This window comes from Leucobacter chromiisoli, assembly GCF_016522505.1.
Lineage (GTDB): Bacteria > Actinomycetota > Actinomycetes > Actinomycetales > Microbacteriaceae > Leucobacter > Leucobacter chromiisoli.
In genome coordinates this window covers 18,698-36,743 of record NZ_JAEHOH010000001.1, presented here as the reverse complement: position 1 = coordinate 36,743, position 18,046 = coordinate 18,698, and the positions used below count along the sequence as shown (strand labels likewise).

General features: G+C 72.9%; 17 protein-coding genes. 8 read left to right on the top strand and 9 right to left on the bottom strand.

All coding sequences use genetic code 11. From position 1 onward, the window contains the following. The first annotated feature begins 20 nt into the window (after positions 1-20). Both JD276_RS00200 and JD276_RS00195 read left to right on the top strand, forming a co-directional pair. Positions 21-677: a TetR/AcrR family transcriptional regulator gene (locus JD276_RS00200; protein ID WP_200112575.1), complete on the top strand. Its 657-nt coding sequence runs from the start codon at positions 21-23 to the stop codon at positions 675-677. Between the two features lie 83 nt (positions 678-760). Continuing rightward, positions 761-1,096 (top strand): VOC family protein, encoded by a 336-nt coding sequence (locus JD276_RS00195; RefSeq protein WP_200112573.1) that lies wholly within the window; start codon positions 761-763, stop codon positions 1,094-1,096. Between the two features lie 59 nt (positions 1,097-1,155). Here JD276_RS00195 and JD276_RS00190 read toward each other — a convergent pair whose 3' ends face one another. Next, entirely contained in the window at positions 1,156-1,965 is an 810-nt protein-coding gene (locus tag JD276_RS00190) for a DeoR/GlpR family DNA-binding transcription regulator (RefSeq protein ID WP_200112571.1), read from the bottom strand. 238 nt (positions 1,966-2,203) lie between these two features. Between JD276_RS00190 and JD276_RS00185 the strand changes: the two genes are divergently transcribed. From JD276_RS00185 to JD276_RS00165, 5 genes are all read left to right on the top strand, one after another. Continuing rightward, entirely contained in the window at positions 2,204-4,297 is a 2,094-nt protein-coding gene (locus tag JD276_RS00185; protein WP_200112569.1) for a bifunctional aldolase/short-chain dehydrogenase, read from the top strand. Further along, complete coding sequence (locus tag JD276_RS00180; RefSeq protein ID WP_200112567.1) at positions 4,294-5,853, top strand: rhamnulokinase; 1,560 nt, start codon at positions 4,294-4,296, stop codon at positions 5,851-5,853. The genes JD276_RS00185 and JD276_RS00180 overlap by 4 nt, the downstream gene beginning before the upstream one ends. A gap of 240 nt (positions 5,854-6,093) precedes the next feature. Next, positions 6,094-6,882, top strand: coding sequence for a methionine ABC transporter ATP-binding protein (locus JD276_RS00175; protein ID WP_200112564.1), 789 nt, complete (start codon positions 6,094-6,096; stop codon positions 6,880-6,882). Further along, positions 6,879-7,613, top strand: coding sequence for a methionine ABC transporter permease (locus JD276_RS00170; RefSeq protein ID WP_307866360.1), 735 nt, complete (start codon positions 6,879-6,881; stop codon positions 7,611-7,613). Before JD276_RS00175 ends, JD276_RS00170 begins: the two co-directional genes overlap by 4 nt. A 74-nt stretch (positions 7,614-7,687) precedes the next feature. Further along, a complete protein-coding gene (locus JD276_RS00165) occupies positions 7,688-8,518 on the top strand; it encodes a MetQ/NlpA family ABC transporter substrate-binding protein (RefSeq protein ID WP_200112562.1) in 831 nt (276 codons plus the stop codon). A 221-nt stretch (positions 8,519-8,739) separates the two neighbouring features. Here the strand turns inward: JD276_RS00165 and JD276_RS00160 are convergent, their stop codons facing one another. The 6 genes from JD276_RS00160 to JD276_RS00135 all read right to left on the bottom strand — a co-directional run bounded on the left by JD276_RS00160 (position 8,740) and on the right by JD276_RS00135 (position 14,653). Continuing rightward, positions 8,740-9,795 carry a zinc-dependent alcohol dehydrogenase gene (locus JD276_RS00160; protein WP_307866359.1) on the bottom strand — a complete coding sequence of 352 codons (1,056 nt, stop codon included), beginning with the start codon at positions 9,793-9,795 and terminating at the stop codon, positions 8,740-8,742. 2 nt (positions 9,796-9,797) lie between these two features. Continuing rightward, entirely contained in the window at positions 9,798-10,556 is a 759-nt protein-coding gene (locus tag JD276_RS00155; RefSeq protein ID WP_200112560.1) for an SDR family NAD(P)-dependent oxidoreductase, read from the bottom strand. A gap of 124 nt (positions 10,557-10,680) precedes the next feature. Then, the gene (locus JD276_RS00150; RefSeq protein ID WP_200112558.1) at positions 10,681-11,724 is read right to left on the bottom strand and encodes an NAD(P)-dependent alcohol dehydrogenase; all 1,044 of its coding nucleotides are present in this window, start codon (positions 11,722-11,724) and stop codon (positions 10,681-10,683) included. A gap of 21 nt (positions 11,725-11,745) precedes the next feature. Continuing rightward, positions 11,746-12,459 carry a hypothetical protein gene (locus tag JD276_RS00145; RefSeq protein WP_200112556.1) on the bottom strand — a complete coding sequence of 238 codons (714 nt, stop codon included), beginning with the start codon at positions 12,457-12,459 and terminating at the stop codon, positions 11,746-11,748. Next, positions 12,456-13,940 (bottom strand): xylulokinase, encoded by a 1,485-nt coding sequence (xylB, locus tag JD276_RS00140; RefSeq protein WP_200112554.1) that lies wholly within the window; start codon positions 13,938-13,940, stop codon positions 12,456-12,458. The genes JD276_RS00145 and xylB overlap by 4 nt, the downstream gene beginning before the upstream one ends. Further along, positions 13,937-14,653 carry a KpsF/GutQ family sugar-phosphate isomerase gene (locus tag JD276_RS00135; RefSeq protein WP_200112552.1) on the bottom strand — a complete coding sequence of 239 codons (717 nt, stop codon included), beginning with the start codon at positions 14,651-14,653 and terminating at the stop codon, positions 13,937-13,939. Before JD276_RS00135 ends, xylB begins: the two co-directional genes overlap by 4 nt. A gap of 109 nt (positions 14,654-14,762) precedes the next feature. On the opposite strand from JD276_RS00135, the gene JD276_RS00130 reads away from it, so the two are divergent. Further along, positions 14,763-15,692, top strand: coding sequence for a sugar-binding transcriptional regulator (locus JD276_RS00130; protein ID WP_200112550.1), 930 nt, complete (start codon positions 14,763-14,765; stop codon positions 15,690-15,692). Positions 15,693-15,863: 171 nt separating this feature from the next. Here the strand turns inward: JD276_RS00130 and JD276_RS00125 are convergent, their stop codons facing one another. Both JD276_RS00125 and JD276_RS00120 read right to left on the bottom strand, forming a co-directional pair. Further along, a complete protein-coding gene (locus JD276_RS00125; RefSeq protein WP_200112548.1) occupies positions 15,864-16,658 on the bottom strand; it encodes a response regulator in 795 nt (264 codons plus the stop codon). Continuing rightward, the gene (locus JD276_RS00120) at positions 16,655-17,971 is read right to left on the bottom strand and encodes an ATP-binding protein (RefSeq protein ID WP_200112546.1); all 1,317 of its coding nucleotides are present in this window, start codon (positions 17,969-17,971) and stop codon (positions 16,655-16,657) included. Before JD276_RS00120 ends, JD276_RS00125 begins: the two co-directional genes overlap by 4 nt. Positions 17,972-18,046 lie beyond the last annotated feature (75 nt).

The window sequence follows — 18,046 nt, the reverse complement described above, 5'->3', positions numbered from 1 at the left end:
GAACGTGGCATGATGAGGGGATGACCGACACCCGTCCCCCCGAGGCTCGGCCGAGCCCGCGCCGACAGGAGACCCGCGCCCGCCTGCTCGATGCGGCGGCCGAGGTCTTCGTCGAGGAGGGGCTCCAGGGCGCGTCCGTCGAGGCCGTGTGCACCCGCGCGGGCTTCACGCGCGGTGCCTTCTACTCGAACTTCTCGAGCAAGGAGGAACTGTTCCTCGCGGCACTCGCCCGCGAGTACGAGCAGCGCACCGATGAGCTGGAACAGCGCGTGACCGAGCTCACCCCGCTGCTGCGGGATCGAGAGGGGTGCCTCGAGCGGGCTGAGGTCGCAGAGTACGTCGCCGAGTTCTTCGCGCCCACCGATCCCGAGACCGTCTGGTTCGTACTCGAGACCGAGTTCCTCCTGCTCGCGATGCGGGATCCCTCGCTCGCCCCCGGCTTCGCCGACTTCCTCACCCGGTCGAAGAACGGCCTCGCCTCGATGGTCGAGGGGGTCGTGGGGGCCGCCGGGCGCCGCTTCACGATCCCCGTCGAGCGGGCCGTCCCGATCCTGGGCGGTGTGTTCGAGCGAGCGCTGCGCATCTCGGCGCTCTCGGGCAGGGACGCGCCGGAGGGCATCGACGAGCTGGGCGACCGGATCGCGGAGCTGATCTTCGCGATCACGGAGGAGGCGTAGGCGGCCGCTTCCCCTCCGCCGCCGTCCGTGATTGGCTCGTGGTGTCCGTCGATCCCCGGCGGCGACCAGCGGAGGAGCCGACCATGATCCATCGGATGCTCGCGAACTGCACCGTCACCGACCTCGACCGCGCCGAGCAGTGGTACGCGCGCCTGTTCGAGCGCGGACCCGACGCGCGTCCCATGCCGGGCCTGATCGAGTGGCACCTCGACCGCGCCTTCGGGCTGCAGGTGTGGTCGGAGCCCGACCGGGCCGGGGGCTCCACCGTCGTACTCGACGTCGCCGATCTCGATGCGGCCGCGGAGCGGGCCGCCCGTGCCGGCATCCGACACGAGGGCCCGCGGCCCGGCGGCGGCCGGCGGCGCATCCTGCAGCTCGCCGACCCCGACGGCAACAGGGTGGTCCTCACCGGGGAGTGACGGCGCGCGGCGGCCCTCGCGCCTCTCAGCCACGGTGGGCCTCTCAGTCGCAGCGGGCCTCAGCCGCGGCGCGTCAGCTCCACGCGGTCGACCGCGACGCCGGCGGCCTCCCAGGATGCCGCGAGGTCAGGATCGAATCCCGAGTCGGTCACGATGCGGGCGATGCGGCGCGCCGGCACGACGCTCGTCATGCCGAAGCCCTGCTGCTTGGAGGAGTCGCAGAGCACCACGACCTGCGCCGACACCGCGGCCATCGCACGCTTCGTCCCGGCCTCCGCGACCGACCGCTCGAGCAGCCCCCGCTCGGGCGACATGGTGGTCGCGCCGAAGAAGGCCGTCGCGATGCGGCCGAGCCCCCGCAGCAGATCGTCGGGAGCGCCGACCGTCGCACCCGAGGTGCGGCGCACGGCGCCCCCCAGCATGAAGATCGAGAGCTCCGACTGCTCGGCGAGCAGCAGCGCCGTCCGCAGCGAGCTCGTGACGACGGTGAGGTCGGGACGATCGAGCAGCTCGAGCGCCAGGAAGTAGCTCGTCGACGACGAGTCGAGGGCCACCACCTCGCCCGGCCCGATGAGCTCGGACGCCCGGCGCGCGATCGCGCGCTTCGCGGTCGCGTGGCGGCCGAGCCGCTCCGAGAACGCGCCCTCCCCCGCGCCCGCCTGCACGCGGGCGCCGCCGCGCACGCGCTCGATGAGCGAGCGGCGGGCGAGCCGGTCGAGATCCTTGCGGATCGTCACCTCGGAGACCCCGAAGCGGTCGGCGAGCGCGGCGACCGAGAGCTCCCCGTGCTCCTCGATCGCCGAGAGGATCTCCTCCCCCCGGTTCCCGTTCGCCCCCTCGGCCATCAGCGCTCCGTTCCTGGATCCCATCGTCACCCCATCGCCGCTCAGCCTATTCGCCTCCGGCTCCCCGACGGTGGATCTGCCGTCGGAGGAACCGAAACCCCGGGCGCGGTTTCTACCAAGGCCCATACCCCCCAGTAGGGCGGGCCCCGGGCAGCATCCACCGCCGCGAAGCTTTCGAACAAAAGTATTTCATTGACGAACGAAACTCACCGGGTTATGGTGGCCGTGTTCCCGGATCACGCCCCTCTACCAGAAGGCCCCCATGACGAACGCACCCAGCGCCCCCGACTCGAGCACCACCGCCGACCCCGGCACCCCCGGCACCCACCCCGCAGCCGCGGCGCTCATCGCCCGCTCGAACCGCCTCGGCTCCGACCCCCGCAACACCAACTACGCGGGCGGCAACACCTCGGCGAAGGGCACCGCGGCCGATCCCGTCACCGGCGACGAGGTCGAGCTGCTCTGGGTCAAAGGGTCGGGCGGCGACCTCGGCACCCTCACCGAGCAGGGCCTCGCGGCGCTCCGCCTCGATCGCCTGCGCGCCCTGGTCGACGTCTACCCGGGCGTCGAGCGCGAGGACGAGATGGTCGAGGCCATGAGCTACACCCTGCACGGCACCGGCGGCGCGGCCCCCTCGATCGACACCGCCATGCACGGGCTCGTCGAGGCCGACCACGTCGACCACCTGCACCCCGACTCCGGCATCGCGATCGCGACCGCCGCCGACGGCGAGGATCTCACCCGGAAGATCTTCGGCGACCAGGTGGTCTGGGTGCCCTGGCGCCGACCCGGCTTCCAGCTCGGCCTCGACATCCGCGACATCAAGCGCGACAACCCGCAGGCCGTCGGCTGCATCCTCGGCGGCCACGGCATCACCGCGTGGGGCGAGACCTCCGAGGAGTCCGAGCAGAACTCGCTCTGGATCATCGACACCGCCGCGAAGTACATCGAGCAGCACGGCAAGGCCGACCCCTTCGGCGCGGCCGTCGCCGGTTTCGAGGCGCTGCCCGAGGCCGAGCGGCGCGCCAAGGCCGCGGCGCTCGCGCCGACGATCCGCGGCATCGCCTCGCAGGATCGCCCGCAGGTCGGCCACTTCACCGACGACGCGGCCGTGCTCGAGTTCTGCGCCCACGAGAAGCTGCAGCCCCTCGCCGCCCTCGGCACCAGCTGCCCCGACCACTTCCTGCGCACCAAGGTGAAGCCGCTCGTGCTCGATCTGCCGGCCGACGCCCCCGTCGAGGACTGCATCGCCCGACTGCGCGAACTGCACGAGGCCTATCGCGCCGACTACGCGGCGTACTACGACGCCCACGCCGACGAGGCGAGCCCCGCCATGCGCGGAGCCGATCCGGCGATCGTGCTCGTGCCCGGCGTCGGCATGTTCAGCTTCGGCAAGGACAAGCAGACCGCCCGCGTCGCCGGCGAGTTCTACATCAACGCGATCAACGTGATGCGCGGCGCCGAGGCGCTCTCGAGCTACGCCCCGATCTCCGACGAGGAGAAGTTCCGCATCGAGTACTGGGCGCTCGAGGAGGCGAAGCTGCAGCGCATGCCGAAGCCCAAGACCCACGCCACGCGCGTCGCGCTCGTCACCGGCGCCGCCTCGGGCATCGGCAAGGCCATCGCGACCCGCCTGGCGGCCGAGGGCGCGTGCGTGGTCATCGCCGACCTCGACCTCGAGAAGGCGCGGGCCGCCGCGGCCGAGCTCGGCAGCTCCGACGTCGCGATCGGCGTGCAGGCGAACGTCACCGACGCGGAGGCCGTGCGCCGCGCCGTCGACGAGGCGGTGCTCGCCTTCGGCGGCCTCGACCTCATCGTCAACAACGCCGGCCTCTCGCTGTCGAAACCGCTGCTCGAGACCACCGAGGCCGACTGGGATCTGCAGCACGACGTGATGGCGAAGGGATCCTTCCTCGTCTCCCAGGCCACCGCGCGCGTCATGATCGAGCAGGGCCTGGGCGGCGACATCGTCTACATCTCCTCGAAGAACAGCGTGTTCGCGGGCCCGAACAACATCGCCTACTCGGCGACCAAGGCCGACCAGGCGCACCAGGTGCGGCTGCTCGCCGTCGAACTCGGCGAGCACGGGATCCGCGTCAACGGCGTGAACCCCGACGGCGTCGTGCGGGGATCCGGCATCTTCGCCTCGGGCTGGGGCGCCAACCGCGCCAAGACCTACGGCATCGAGGAGCAGGATCTCGGCAAGTTCTACGCCCAGCGCACGATCCTGAAGCGCGAGGTGCTGCCCGAGAACGTCGCGAACGCGGTGTTCGTGCTGACCGGCCCCGAGCTCAGCCACACGACCGGCCTGCACGTGCCGGTCGACGCGGGCGTCGCGGCGGCCTTCCTGCGATGAGCGCCGGCGGCCCCCTCGGAGGCGGTTCGGGCGTCGCTCCCGAACCGGCCGGCGGCTCGGGAGCGCGCCGCGCGTCGGGATCCGTCGCCGTCGCCGCGGTCGACCTGGGCGCGACGAGCGGTCGGGTCGTGCTCGGCCGGGTCGGTCCCGACGAGCTGCGCATCGAGCAGCTCGCGAGGTTCCCGAACCGACCGCTGCGGCTGCCGAGCGGGCTGCACACCGATCTCGGCGCGCTGTGGCGCGGCACCGCCGAGGGCCTCGCCGCCGCCCTGCGGATCGAACCGGATCTCGCCGGCATCGGCGTCGACTCCTGGGCAGTCGACTACGGACTGCTGCGGGGCGATCGGGTGCTGGGGCTGCCGTTCCACTACCGCGACGAGCGCACCGCCCGCGGGGTCGAGGCGGTGCACGCCGTCGCCCCCTTCGCCGAGCTCTACGGCCGCAACGGCTTGCAGTTCCTGCCCTTCAACACGCTCTACCAGTTCGCCGCCGAGCTCGGCGACGGCGTGCTCGATGCCGCCGAGACGGCCCTGCTGATCCCGGATCTCTTCTCGTGGATGCTGAGCGGCGAGCTCCGGGCCGAGCGCACCAACGCCTCGACCACGGGCCTCCTCGACGTGCGCACCCAGCAGTGGGATCGGGATCTCGCCGACCGGATCGGGATCCCGACCCGCCTGCTGCCCGAGCTGATCGACGCGGGGCGGCGCATCGGCTCCCTGCGACCCGAGCTGCTGGCGGAGTGGGGCGCCGTCGACGCCCAGCGGCCCGACGGCGGCGGTGCCGCCAGCGGCGCGGCCGCGCTCCGCTCGGATCGCCGCCCCGTCGACGTCATCGCGGTGGGATCCCACGACACCGCCTCTGCCGTGCTCGCGACCCCGATGGAGGGGCCCGCCGCCTACATCTCGTGCGGCACCTGGGCGCTCGTGGGGGTCGAACTCGAGCACCCCGTGGTCACCGAGGCCGCCCGCGAGGCGAACTTCACGAACGAGGCCGGCGTCGACGGCACCACCCGCCTGCTGCGCAACGTCATGGGGCTGTGGCTGCTGTCGGAGACCGTGCGCGGCTGGGAGGCCGAGGACGGCGCGTCGATCTCGCTGCCCGAACTGCTGGCGGCCGCCGCGGAGGCCTCGGAGCGCGCGCCGATCTTCGACGCCGACGACCCCCGGTTCCTGCCGCCGGGCGACATGCCGACGAGGATCGCCGCGTGGTACGAGGAGCACGGCCTCCGGGGCCCCCGGACGCGGGCCGGCATCGCCCGCGCGATCGTCGAGAGTCTCGCCGCCGCGTTCGCGCAGGCGGCTCACCGGGCGGCCGAGCTCGGCGGCACCCGGATCGAGGCGATCCACCTGGTCGGCGGCGGCTCGCTCAACGAGCTGCTCTGCCGGCTGACGGCCGACCGCGCGGGGCTCCCCGTGATCGCGGGGCCGGTGGAGGCGACCGCGATCGGCAACGTGCTCGTGCAGGCGCGGGCCCTCGGCGCCGTCGACGCCGACCGCTGGGCGCTGCGGCATCTCGTCGCGCGCCACGAGACCGTGCGGCGCTACGACCCGCGCTGACACCCCGCTCCCCGCTCCGCCCAGACATCCGCAGCGAAACTCCGCGGTTGCATCGAAACCACGGTGGTTCCGATGCAACCGCGGAGGCCCCGTGCGCCTGCGGAGGCCCAGTGCGGCCGCGCATCCAGCACGGAGCACACTCGAGCGGTATAGTTGAACTCGGTCCAAAAACGCAACGCCCGCGGCGCCGCAACGCCCGCGGCGCCGCACCGGCCCCACGCCATCCGAGAGAGACTTCCCATGCCCGCCCTCGCAGCTCCCGACGCAGCGGCCGCCTCGCCCGCGAGCGCACCCGCCGTGGAGTTCGCCGGCGTCACGAAGCACTACGGCGGCCCCGCGGGGTCGGCGGTGGTCGCCCTCGACGACGTCAGCCTCGCCGTCGAGGCGGGCGAGATCTTCGGGATCCTCGGCGAGAGCGGCGCGGGCAAGTCGACCCTGCTGCGTCTCTGCAACGGCCTCGAGTCGCCCAGCGCGGGCAGGGTCTCGGTCGAGGGCACCGATCTCTCGACGCTGTCGAAGGCCCGGCTCGCGGCCATGCGCCGTCGCATCGGCGTCGTCTTCCAGGGCTTCAACCTGCTCGGCAACCGCACCGTGCGGCAGAACATCGAGCTGCCGCTGAAGCTGCAGCGCACCCGCGATCGCGAGTTCGTGGATCAACTGCTCGACTTCGTGTCGCTCTCGCACCGGGCCGGCAACTACCCGGCCCAGCTGTCGGGCGGCGAGAAGCAGCGCGTGGCGATCGCCAGATCCCTCGTCACGCGGCCGGGCGTGCTGCTGTGCGACGAGCCGACCTCGGCGCTCGACACCCAGACCACTCACGACATCCTGAACCTGCTCGTGCACACCCGCGACCGCTTCGGCACCACGATCGTCATCGTCACCCACGAGCTCGACGTGGTGAAGGCGATCTGCCGGCGCGCCGCGGTGTTCGAGGGCGGCCGCCTGCGCGAGACCCTCACGGTGCGCGGTGAGCGACGGGAGAAGCCCGAGAGCTACCTCGAGCACGCGCGATCGGTGCTGCTCTCGTGAGCGCGCCGCATCTGCTCGGCCCGGGTTCCCTGCCGGGCCCCGCCGGATCCCCGGCCGTCGTGAACCTCCTCTCCGAGCTCTTCGCCGAGTACGGCGACAAGATCGCGCAGGCGATGGCCGAGACCGGCTACATGGTGCTCGTGTCGCTGCTCTGCGCGATCCTGCTCGGCCTGCCGCTGGGCACGCTCATCTACCTCACCCGCGCGGGCGGGGTGATCGAGAACCGCGCCGTCTGGTCGCTCGCGAACCTCTACGTGACCGTCGTCAGGTCGTTCCCGTTCCTGCTCTTCGTCGTGTTCATCATCCCCCTGACGAGGCTCGTGTTCCAGACGAGCTACGGCACGGTCGCCGCGACGTTCCCGCTGTGCTTCGTGGCGGTCGCCATCTACGCCCGCCTCGCCGAGCAGATCCTGCTCGAGATCCCGAGCGGGATCGTGCAGGCCGCGCAGTCGATGGGGGCCGGCGTGCCGCAGATCGTGTTCCGCTTCCTCTTCGTCGAGGCCCGCTCGGGGCTCGTCTACGCCCTGACCTCGGCGACGATCAGCCTCGTCTCGTACTCGACCGTGCTGGGCGTCGTGGGCGGCGGGGGCATCGGCGATTTCGCGCTGCGCTACGGCTACCAGAGCTACAACTTCGGGCTGATGCTGCTCACGATCGTGCTCATCGTCGTGTGCGTGCAGCTCATCCAGACCATCGGCCAACGCGCCTCCGTGGCGCTCGACAAGCGCTAGCGAGTCGGATCGCGGCCACCCGCCCGCGACTCATCCCGGCCGGCACGACCCGGACCCACCAGGAAGGATCCCGCATGACACTCCGCACCGCCCGCACGACCGCCTCCGCCGCCCTCGCCGCCGCAGCCGCCTGCGCCCTCGCGCTCACCGCCTGCTCCGGAGGCGCCTCGGGCGGCGCCTCCGGCGGGGAGACCGAGACCGTCACCCTGAAGGTCGCGGCGCACACCGAGCCGATGACCGACATCGTGCTCGCCGCGGGCGAGGCCATCGAGGACGGCTACGAGATCGAGCTCGTCGAGGTCGCCGACTACGTGCAGCCGAACCAGATGCTGCAGGCGGGCGAGCTCGACGCGAACTTCGTGCAGCACCTCCCCTTCATGGAGGAGTTCAACGAGAAGAACGACGCCTCGCTCGTGCGCGTGCAGCCCGTGTACAAGACCGTGGTGGGCTTCTACTCGAAGACCGTCGACAGCCTCGACGAGCTGCCCGACGGCGGCAGCGTCGTCATCCCGCAGGACGTCTCGAACGCCGGGCGCGCGCTGCGCCTGCTCTCGGACGAGGGCGTCATCGAGCTCGACGACTCGGCCGAGCAGTACGGGGCGACCCTCGACGACATCACCGACAACCCGCGCGACCTCGCGTTCACCCAGGTCGAGCTGCTGTCATTGAACTCGGCCTACGAGGAGGCCGACGCGGTCTTCAACCTGCCGGCGTTCGCCCGCCAGATCGGCCTCACCCCGCAGGACGATGCGATCGCGACCGAGGGCGATGAGCGCTTCGCCGTCTCGCTCGTGACGCGCGAGGAGGACGAGGACTCGCCGGAGACCGAGGCGCTCAAGCGCGCCTTCACGAGCGACGAGGTGCGCGAGGCGGTCGAGGAGTCGGGCAACCCGCTCGCCTTCTAGGCTCGGACCGCTGGGGCCACCAACCGCGCGCGCGAGGGCCGATGCGGCACGAGCCGCACCGGTCCTCGGACACACGAAGGGCGGGTCGGGGGCGATACCCAACCCCCCACCCCGGGGGGGCCCCGGGCGACCCCCCCAAGGCCCGCGGCCTCGGGGGCGCGTCCCCCCGGGGGGGGGGTGGGGTAGCCACCCCCCCCCCCCCTCGCGGGTGGAGCAGCGGGCTACGCCCGATCGCCCACCGTGATGAGCACCTTCACCTGCTCGGGATCGTTCGACGCGTCGAACGCCTGCTGCGCGTTCTCGATGTCGAAGACCGACGTGACGAGCTCGTCCATGGGCAGTCGGCGGGTGCGCAGCAGCTCGATCGCCAGATCGACGTCCTCGCGGACGTACATGAGGTTGCCGAGCAGCGCGATCTCGTGATCCTGGATCAGCTGCAGGTCGACCACGGTCGGCCCGTCGGGCACGCCGACGGTCATGAGCGATCCGCCCTTCTCGAGGATCTGGATCGCGAGCCGCACCGTCGACTCTCGCGAGACGCAGTCGAACACCACGTCGACCTTGCCGCCGGCGGCCGCCTCGGCCTGCGCCGCGGCGTCCTCGGCGCTCGAGTCGAAGCTGCCCGAGGCGCCGAGGCGCTCGGCGCGTGCGCGCTTCGACTCGAGCAGGTCGGCGACCACGACGGTCTCGGCGCCGGCGTGCAGCGCCGCGATCGTGACGAACAGCCCAATCGGGCCGGCGCCGAACACGGCGACCCTCTTGCCCTCGAGGCTGCCGCCGTTCAGCGCGGCGGCGCGCCGCACCGCGTGGACGGGCGTGGCGAGCGGCTCGATGAGGGCCGCCTCCTCGTCGCTGAGATCGTCGGGCAGCGGCACCACGCGGTCGGCCGCGATCGTGAAGCGGTCGGCCATGCCGCCCGGCGTCTGGCACCCGAACACGTCGAGCGTGGCGCAGATGTTGTAGCGGCCCTGCATGCACGGCGTGCACTCGCCGCACGCGAGGTTCGGCTCGATGACGACGCGCTTGCCGACGAGCTCCTGCGGAGCGTCGGCTCCGGCCTCCTCGACCACGCCGATGACCTCGTGACCCGGCCAGAACGGCAGCGACATGAAGGGGTGGCGGCCGTGGGCGGCGTGGATGTCGGATCCGCAGATCCCGACCACGGTGGAGCGGACGAGCACCTCGCCCGCCGCCGGCGTCGGAGTCTCGATCTGCTCGACGCGGATGTCCTCGGCCGTGTTGACGACGACCCGGCGGATGCTCTGCGTTGCCGTCACGATCAGACCGCCGTGTATCCGCCGTCGGCGACGAGCACCGAGCCGGTGATGAACGACGCCGCATCGCTCGCGAGGAAGACGACGCTCGGCGCGATCTCCTCGGGCAGGGCGAAGCGCTGCTGCGGCGCGTCCTCGATCCAGTAGCGCTGGAACTCGGGACGGTCCACCGGAGCCATCTCGGTCTTGCAGTAGCCCGGGGCGACGGCGTTGACGCGGATGCCCAGCGGCGCCCACTCGACGGCGAGCGACTTGGTGAGGTGGTGCACGGCGGCCTTCGAGGCGTTGTAGGCCGGCTGCATCTGCGGACGGTTCACGATGATGCCCGACATCGAGCCGATGTTGACCTGCGAGCCGCCGCCGATCTCGCGCATGTGCTCGCCGACCGCGCGGCTGCACTTCCACAGCGCGTTCACGTTGAGATCCCACACGGCGTCCCACTGCTCGTCGGTGACGTCCCAGCTGTCGCCGTGGTAGCAGGTGCCCGCGTTGTTCACGAGGATGTCGATGCGGCCGAGGCCCGCGACGGCCTCCTCGACCATGCGCGCCACCTGGGCGTCGTCGGTGATGTCGACGGCGATCGCGACGAACTCGTAGCCCGCCTCGGCCGCCTCGGCGACGACCTGCGCGTTGCGCTCGGCGCTGCGGCCGGCGATCGCGACTTTGGCGCCCGCCTCGGCGAGGCCGAATGCGAAGGCCTTGCCGAGGCCCTGGTTGCCGCCGGTGACGAGGGCGGTCTTGCCCTCGAGGCTGAACTTGTTCATGTACTTCTTCCTTCGGTGTTCTCGGATGGTTCGCGGCCCCTCGCCGCACGGCTCGGGGAGCTCCGGCTCAGGGATCTCCGGCTCGGGGCCGCCGGGTGCGGAGGCCGTCGAGCGCGGAGGCTGGTCAGCGGCCGGGGTAGACGACCGACTTCAGGCTGTCGGGGTCGGTGTCGCTCTCGAGCGCCTGCTCGACCTCGTCGAGGCCGAACTTGCCGGTGACGAGCGAGTCGAGGTCGACCTGACCGCGGGCCACGAGCTGGATGGCGACGGGCCAGGTGTTCGTGTAGCGGAAGATGCCGGTGACGGTGATCTCGCGGTTCTGGATGTCCTCGACGGGCAGCGTCATCTCGGGGTTGCCGAGGCCGACCAGCACGGCCGAGCCCGCCGGACGGACCGCGCGGATCCCGCTCTGCACGGCCGGGGCGGCGCCGCTCGCGTCGATGAACGCGTCGATCGGCACGTCGAGATCCTTCGGATCCTCGCTGCGGGGGTCGAGCACGCGGGTGGCGCCGTACTTCAGCGCGCGCTCGCGGCGCTCGGCGACGAGGTCGGAGACGATGACCTCGGCGGCGCCGAAGGCCCTCGCGGTCTGCGCGGTGATGATCCCGATGGGGCCCGCGCCCGCGATGAGCACGTTCGAGCCGGGCACGATGCCGGCCTTGCGCACCGAGGTGATGGCCACGGAGAGGGGCTCGAGCAGCGCGGCGGCCTCGTCGCTCACCTCGTCGGGCACGTCGTGCGCGAAGATCGACTGGATCGTCACGTACTCGCAGAACGCGCCGTCGATCGGCGGGGTGGCGTAGAACTCCATGTCGGGGCAGAGGTTGTACTTGCCGGTGCGGCACTCGTGGCACTTGCCGCAGGGGCGCTGCGGCTCGATGGCGACGCGGTTGCCGATGCGCTCGGGGGAGACGTCCTCGCCCACGGCGACGATGGTGCCGCCGAGCTCGTGGCCGAGCACGAGCGGGCCGTCGACGACGAAGTCGCCGATGCGGCCGTGGCGGAAGTAGTGCACGTCGGATCCGCACACGCCGACCGCGGCGACGCGCACGAGCACCTCGTCGGCCGCGGGCGTGGGAACCGGACGGTCCTCGATGGTGAGCGATCGCTCGCCGAGCAGCACGCTCGTGCGCATCGTCCCCGGAATCTCGTTCGACGTCGCGTTCATGGTCATCTCCTTCTTGAGTGTTCAGCGTCCTTGCAGGTCTCGTCCCAGCAGCGATCTCCCGGCCACCACGTGCCTGGCCCCCCGCGCGAGAGCGGTCTCGGCGATCTCGCGGCTCACCCCGCCGTCGACCCCGAACGGGGTGCGGGGCGGGAACTGCGCCATCTGATCGAGCAGCGAGGGATCCGCGGCGTCGCGCGTACCGGGTTCGATCAGCATCACGAGCACCCCCTCGGACTCCCCGACTTCAATTTTGCCCGTCTCGCCGCCGGGAACAAGCTGTGTCCACACCTCGCCGCCCGATTCTCGGAACTCCCGGACCGCGGCGTCGCCCGCGCAGCGGTGCTCGACGGGCAGGGTGACGCGCTCGGCCCCGGCCGCGGCGGCGAGCGCGACGGCCTCCCGCACGAGGCGCGAGGCGTCGCCTGACGGGGCGTCGGCGTCGACGATCACGTGGACGTCGATGCGCGCCGACGGGTACAGGGCGCGGATCTCGCCGAGCAGCCCGGGGGCGACGCCGCGATGCTCGGCTCGCGGCGCTTCGTCGCCGGGAAGGGTGGCGCGAGCGATGATGAGGTCGGCGTGGATCGGGATCCCCGCGGCCGTCAGCGCGGCGGCTGCGGCGAGCCGGTCGGCCTCCTCGACGGCGTAGACGCTGCCGAAGACGGTGCCCGGGGGCAGCTCGGCGTGCCAGCCGGCGACCGGGTAGACGTCGTCGATCGCGGCGGTCGCGCTCATCGGCTGCGGCTCCGATCCAGCTCGGTGCACGAGGCGACCTCGAGGTAGCGCTCGTAGCGGGCGGCGTGCGCGCCGGGGCGGGGCTCGGCGACGACCCGGCCCGGGGGTCGCCAGGCCGCGGCCTTCTCGGCGACGGTGGTGCCCGTCAGCACGGCGGCGGCCTGCACCGCGGCGCCGCGGGTCACCGCCTCGGGCACGTCCACCGTCTGCACCGGTCGGCCGACGGCGTCGGCGATGAGCTGGGTGTAGGCGGGCGACCTGGATCCGCCCCCGATGACGGTCACGGCTCCGCCGACCGGCACGCCGACCCGCTCCATCTGGCGCATGCCGAAGACGAGGCCGAAGACGACGCCCTCGTAGGCCGCCCGCGCGATCTCCTCGCGCGAGGTGGAGGTGGTGAGATCCGCCAGCAGCCCCGTGGCGTCCGGCCGGTTCGGCGTGCGCTCCCCGTCGAGGTAGGCGGCGAGCACGGGCCCGTCGTCGCCGGCGGCGAGCGCGAGCGCCGAGAGCCCGTCGTGGTCGACCCCCATGAGCCGGGCGAAGGTGTCGGTCGTCTTCGCCGCGTTCAGGGTCGAGGAGAGCGGGAGGAAGCCGCCGGTGAGGTTCGCGACGCAGTCCACCGCCCCCGAGCGATCCCGCACCGGCTGATCGGTCGTGGTGAAGACGACCCCCGAGGTGCCGAGCGAGAACACCAGCTCCCCCTCCGAGATGCCGAGACCGAGCGCGGAGACGTGCTGGTCGCCGCCGCCCGCCGTGACGGTGGCGCCGGGCAGGATCCCGAGCTCGGCCGCGGCCTGCGGCGTGACCACCCCCGTGACGCCCTCGGGCGGCAGCACCTCGGGCAGCATCGCGGCCCAGTCCTTGCCGCCGTCGATGATCTCCAGGTGCTCGAGCAGGTACCGGTTGTTCACGGCGTCGAAGTAGGCGGTGCCCGAGGCCTCGGAGCGATCCGTGGCCATGCGCCCGGTCAGCCGGTAGCCGAGGTAGTCGTGCGGCAGCAGCATGTGGCGCATGGCGGCGAAGTTCTCGGGCTCGTGCGCCCGCAGCCACGCCACCTTGCTGAGCGTGAAGGCGGCCGTCGGCAGGGTGCCGACGCGCTCGAGCATGCGGTCGGCGCCGATCTCGTCGAGCAGCGCCTCCAGCTCGGGCGTCGAGGTGGTGTCGTTCCAGAGCTTGGCGTCGCGGATGACCTCTCCGCGCCCGTCGAGCGCGACGAGGCCGTGGCACTGACCGCCCACGGCGATCGCCCGCACCTCGAGCTCGCCGCGGTCGCCCGCCCGCACGCGCGCCTCGTCGAGGGCGCCGCGGAAGGCCTCGACGAACGCGCTCCACCAGGCCCGGGGATCCTGCTCGCTGCGGGGAGGGGCGACCGGCGGGTGCGCGGCCGAGGCGCCGGCGACGCGCTCGCCCTCGAGCGTGTACAGCTCGACCTTGCAGGACTGGGTCGAGGTGTCGACGCCGGCCACGAGCGCGAGCGTCACCGCTCCGCCCCCGCGCCGGCCGCGGACCCGGGCGCGCCGGGAGCACCGCCTGCCGACTCGGGCGCGCCGGGCGCGCCGGGAGCACCGCCGTCGAGCGACATCGCCTCCGGAAGATCGCTCTGCTCGCCGACGATGCCGGCAGGGTGGATCCGCACGACCTCCTCCCAGCTGAAGCCCGAGAGCGCCATGAGGGTGCCGGTGAGCGCGTCGCCCCACGCGCCCGCGACGAGGGTGCTGCCCGTCGCGATCAGGCCGCCGAGGTCGGCTTCGGCGGGATCGGTCGTGACGACGACGGTGCGCGTCGCGGCCTCGGCGAAGGGCGAGTCGGGGCTCTCCGTCACGGCGGTCACGGCGACGCCGCGCTCGACGAGGCGCGAGACGAGCTGGGTCAGCTCGGCCGACCTGCCGCCCTTCGAGAACGCGATCACGTAGTCGCCCGGCGTGACCGCGCCCATGCCGCCGTGCAGCGCGTCCTGGCTGGGCAGGTAGAAGGCCGGCGTGCCGGCGACGGCGAGCAGGTGCGCGAGGCGCTCGGCCATGATGCCGGAGGTGCCGGCGCCGGTCGTCACGACCTTGCCGCTGCAGGCGCTCACCTCGGCGACCACGTCGGCGAAGTCGTCGTCGATCGTCTCGGCCAGATGGGCCAGGGCCCGCGCCTCGCGGCGGATGCACTCCCGCGCGTTCTCGACGATTTCCTCACGACGTGCGCTCATATGATCGCGACCACCTCTCATCTGTAACGCTCAGTCTACTCACTCGCCCGCGCGTTCCGCTCTCCTTCCCCGTGAGAACATGTGTGGTGTTGCCGAACGAGGAGGTGCGATGCAACCGGGCCCCAGCAGACTGGTCGAGATGGCGTACATCGCCCGCGAGTTCTACGTCAACGACGTGCCCCTCGTCCAGATCGCCGAGCACCTCGGCGTCTCGCGCTTCAAGGTCGCCCGCATGCTCGGCGAGGCACGGGATCTCGGCATCGTCCGCATCATCGTCCGCTCGCCCGAGGGCGTCACCGTCGAGGGCCTCGAGGAGATCGCCGCCCGATACGGCCTGCGCGAGGCGCGCTGCGCGATCCCGCAGGATCGCACGGCGGCCGGGGTGCGCGAAGCCCTCGGGCGGCTGGCGTCCGACTACCTCAGCGAGGCCGTGAGCCCCGCCGACGTGCTCGGGTTCGCGAGCGGGCGGACGCTGAGCGCGATCGCCGACCACCTGCCGCCGCTGCCCCCGTGCGACGCGGTGCAGCTCACGGGGCTCGCCGGGCCGCTCGACGAGACGGCGGGCGACCTGCTGCGCCGGGTCACCTCCCGCTCGGGCGGCCGGGCCTTCCCCATCCACGCGCCGCTCGTCGCCTCCGATCCCGCGGCCGCGGAGGCCTTCCGCCGGCAGCCGGCGACGGCCGAGGCCTTCGACCGCATGCGGGGCGTGACGAAGGCGATCATGGCCGTGGGCAGCTGGGATCCGGTGGCCTCGCAGCTCGCCGAGGCGCTCGCCGCGGAGGAGCGCGAGGCGCTCGTGACCGCCGGGGTGCGCGCCGAGGTCTCGACCGTGCTCTTCGACGAGCGAGGGCGCGTCGTCCCCGGACTCGAGGATCGCTCCATCGCGATCTCCCTCGACACGCTCCGCGCGATCCCCGAGGTGGTGCTCGTGGCGGGCGGGCGCGAGAAGCTCGACGCGCTGCGCGCGGTGCTGCGCGCCGGGATCGCGACGGTCCTGATCACCGACGACGACACCGCGCACCGGCTGCTCGAGCGCTGAGCGCGGGGCCGGGGCGGGGGCGGGCGGGCTCGGGCGGACTCGGGTCCGCCAGCGGAAGATCTGCCGCCGGAGGAACCGAAACCGCGTTCCACGTTCCGCTGGAGGCAGATCTTCCCCTGGGGAGGTGCGGTGCGCGGCGCAGCCCCTGGGGAGGTGCGGCCCGGGCGCGACTCAGCCCGCCGGGGACGGCGCGAGACGGTACAGCACCTCCGGCCGCCCTCGCTTCCCGTAGCGGTGGGCGAGGTCGATGGCGCCCTCGGCGAGCAGGTGGTCGAGGTAGCGGCGCGCCGTCGCCCGCGAGATCTCGCAGCGCTGGGCCAGCTCGCTCGCCGAGACCGGCACGACGGGATCGAGGGCCCCCAGGATGCGCAGCAGGGTGACCTCCGCGAGCCCCTTCGGCAGGCGCGAGGCCGGGGCCGCGAGATCCGGGATCTCCATGCGCTCCGAGGACTCCCGAGGCGCAGCGGGCCGCGCCGCCGGTCTCGCGGAGGCGCGATCCGGGATCCGGATCCTGCCCGTGGAGAGCAGCCGGTCGATCTCGCCCTGCGCGAGCGGACGGTCGCGCTCGTTCCGATCCCGCAGCCGCCGTTCGGCCCGGTAGACCCCCAGCCGCTCGCGCAGCGCCTCCTGCGTGAACGGCTTGACGAGGTAGCCGACCACGTGCGCCGCGAGCGCCTGCCGCACCGTGACCTGATCCCGGGAGGAGCTGATCACCAGCACGTCGGGCGACCGGGAGCCGAGGGTGCGCAGCTGGTGCAGCACCTCGACCCCGCTGATGTCGGGCAGCCTCATGTCGAGCAGGATCAGGTCCACTCCCCCGCGCAGGCCCCGCTCGACCGCCGCCTCCCCGCCGGCGACGGTGCCGACGAGCGAGAACCCCGGCGTACCCGAGACGAAGCGGCCGTGCAGCGCCCGCGCCCCCGGATCGTCGTCGACCACGAGCACCCGGATCGCGTCTCCGCTCATCGCGCGACCTCCATCTCGAAGGCGAAGCGCGCCCCTCCCAGCTCCGACCTGCCGAGCTCGACGGTTCCGCCCCGCACGGCCACCGTGCGGCGCACGAGGTCGAGGCCCAGGCCCCGGCCGCTGCCCGACGGATCGGGTTTCGACGAGTAGCCGCGGGTGAAGACGCGCTCGGCCTCGCGCGGGTCGATGCCCGGGCCGTCGTCCTCCACCGTGCCGCGCAGCCGGTCGCCCCGCTCGATCAGCTCGCACCGCACCAGCGCCGCACCCGCCTCGCCGGCGTTCCGGCAGAGGTTCGCGAGCACGAGCAGCTCCTCCTCGTCCACCTCCCGCGCCACGTCGATCCGCGTCTCGAGGCGGGCCCCCAGGGCGCCGAGCTCGGCCCGGAGCGCCTCGACGGTGGCCCGCAGCAGCGGCTGATCCCGCAGCTCCTCGTCGCCGCCGGCAGTGAGCACGGGCGCGACGCCGTCGATGTAGGAGAGCGCCTCGGCGGTGTCCCCGTGGGAGACGAGCCCGTGGATGACGTGGAGCCGCGTGTTGAACTCGTGGGTCTGCTCGCGGAGCGCGGTCGCGGTGCGCTGCGCCAGCTCGAGCTCGCGCGCGGTCGCGTCGAGCCGGCGGAAGCGCCGCTCCAGCGCCGCGGCGATCGCCGAGCTGGCGAGGGTGCCGACGACGAGCGCTCCGATCGCCCACGGCAGCAGGGTGCGCAGCGCCTCGTCGAACTCCGCGGCGATGCGGGTCTCCAGGATGCCGACCGAGAGCGAGCCGATCACTTCGCCGTCGGCGCCGCGCACCGGCGCCTTCGCGCGCAGCATCGGCCCGAGCGTGCCGGTCTCGGTGCCGAGGAACTCCTCGCCGGCGAGCACCGCCGAGACGTCGGTCGAGACGGGCTTGCCCCGCTCGGAGGGGGTGGGGTGCGTGATGCGGATGCCCGCGTCGTCGGTGATGACGAGGTAGTCGACGCCCGCCGCGCGCTCGACGACGTCGGCGAGGGGCTGCAGGGAGGCCGCGGCATCGGCCGCACCCGCGGGATCGGCGGCGTCCCTCGCACCGGCGGCGTCCTCGGCACCGGCGGCTCCCTCGGGATGGGCGGCGTCCCCGGAGCCGACGGCCCCCTCGAGCGCCTCCCGCACCTGCGCCAGCTCGGCGAGACTCGTCGCGACGTCGCGCACCCGATCCGCGGTGGACTGGCGGATGCTGCGCTCCTGCACCGAGATCGCGATGCTCGCCGTGATCCCGACGCAGGCGAGCACGATGAGGCAGGGCAGCAGCAGGATCCCGAGCCGCGCAGCGCGCGACGACCGCACGGTCCTCATCGACCACCTCCCGCCCGGCCGCCGCCCCGAAGAGCTCGGCCGCCCCGTGAGCATCAAAGATCACAATTCCCCCGG

Coding starts and splice junctions, on each gene's coding strand:
- JD276_RS00200 (WP_200112575.1), top strand. CDS start 21: ATGACCGACACCCGTCCCCCCGAGGCTCGGCCGAGCCCGCGCCGACAG.
- JD276_RS00195 (WP_200112573.1), top strand. CDS start 761: ATGATCCATCGGATGCTCGCGAACTGCACCGTCACCGACCTCGACCGC.
- JD276_RS00190 (WP_200112571.1), bottom strand. CDS start 1,965: ATGGGATCCAGGAACGGAGCGCTGATGGCCGAGGGGGCGAACGGGAAC.
- JD276_RS00185 (WP_200112569.1), top strand. CDS start 2,204: ATGACGAACGCACCCAGCGCCCCCGACTCGAGCACCACCGCCGACCCC.
- JD276_RS00180 (WP_200112567.1), top strand. CDS start 4,294: ATGAGCGCCGGCGGCCCCCTCGGAGGCGGTTCGGGCGTCGCTCCCGAA.
- JD276_RS00175 (WP_200112564.1), top strand. CDS start 6,094: ATGCCCGCCCTCGCAGCTCCCGACGCAGCGGCCGCCTCGCCCGCGAGC.
- JD276_RS00165 (WP_200112562.1), top strand. CDS start 7,688: ATGACACTCCGCACCGCCCGCACGACCGCCTCCGCCGCCCTCGCCGCC.
- JD276_RS00155 (WP_200112560.1), bottom strand. CDS start 10,556: ATGAACAAGTTCAGCCTCGAGGGCAAGACCGCCCTCGTCACCGGCGGC.
- JD276_RS00150 (WP_200112558.1), bottom strand. CDS start 11,724: ATGAACGCGACGTCGAACGAGATTCCGGGGACGATGCGCACGAGCGTG.
- JD276_RS00145 (WP_200112556.1), bottom strand. CDS start 12,459: ATGAGCGCGACCGCCGCGATCGACGACGTCTACCCGGTCGCCGGCTGG.
- JD276_RS00135 (WP_200112552.1), bottom strand. CDS start 14,653: ATGAGCGCACGTCGTGAGGAAATCGTCGAGAACGCGCGGGAGTGCATC.
- JD276_RS00130 (WP_200112550.1), top strand. CDS start 14,763: ATGCAACCGGGCCCCAGCAGACTGGTCGAGATGGCGTACATCGCCCGC.
- JD276_RS00125 (WP_200112548.1), bottom strand. CDS start 16,658: ATGAGCGGAGACGCGATCCGGGTGCTCGTGGTCGACGACGATCCGGGG.
- JD276_RS00120 (WP_200112546.1), bottom strand. CDS start 17,971: ATGAGGACCGTGCGGTCGTCGCGCGCTGCGCGGCTCGGGATCCTGCTG.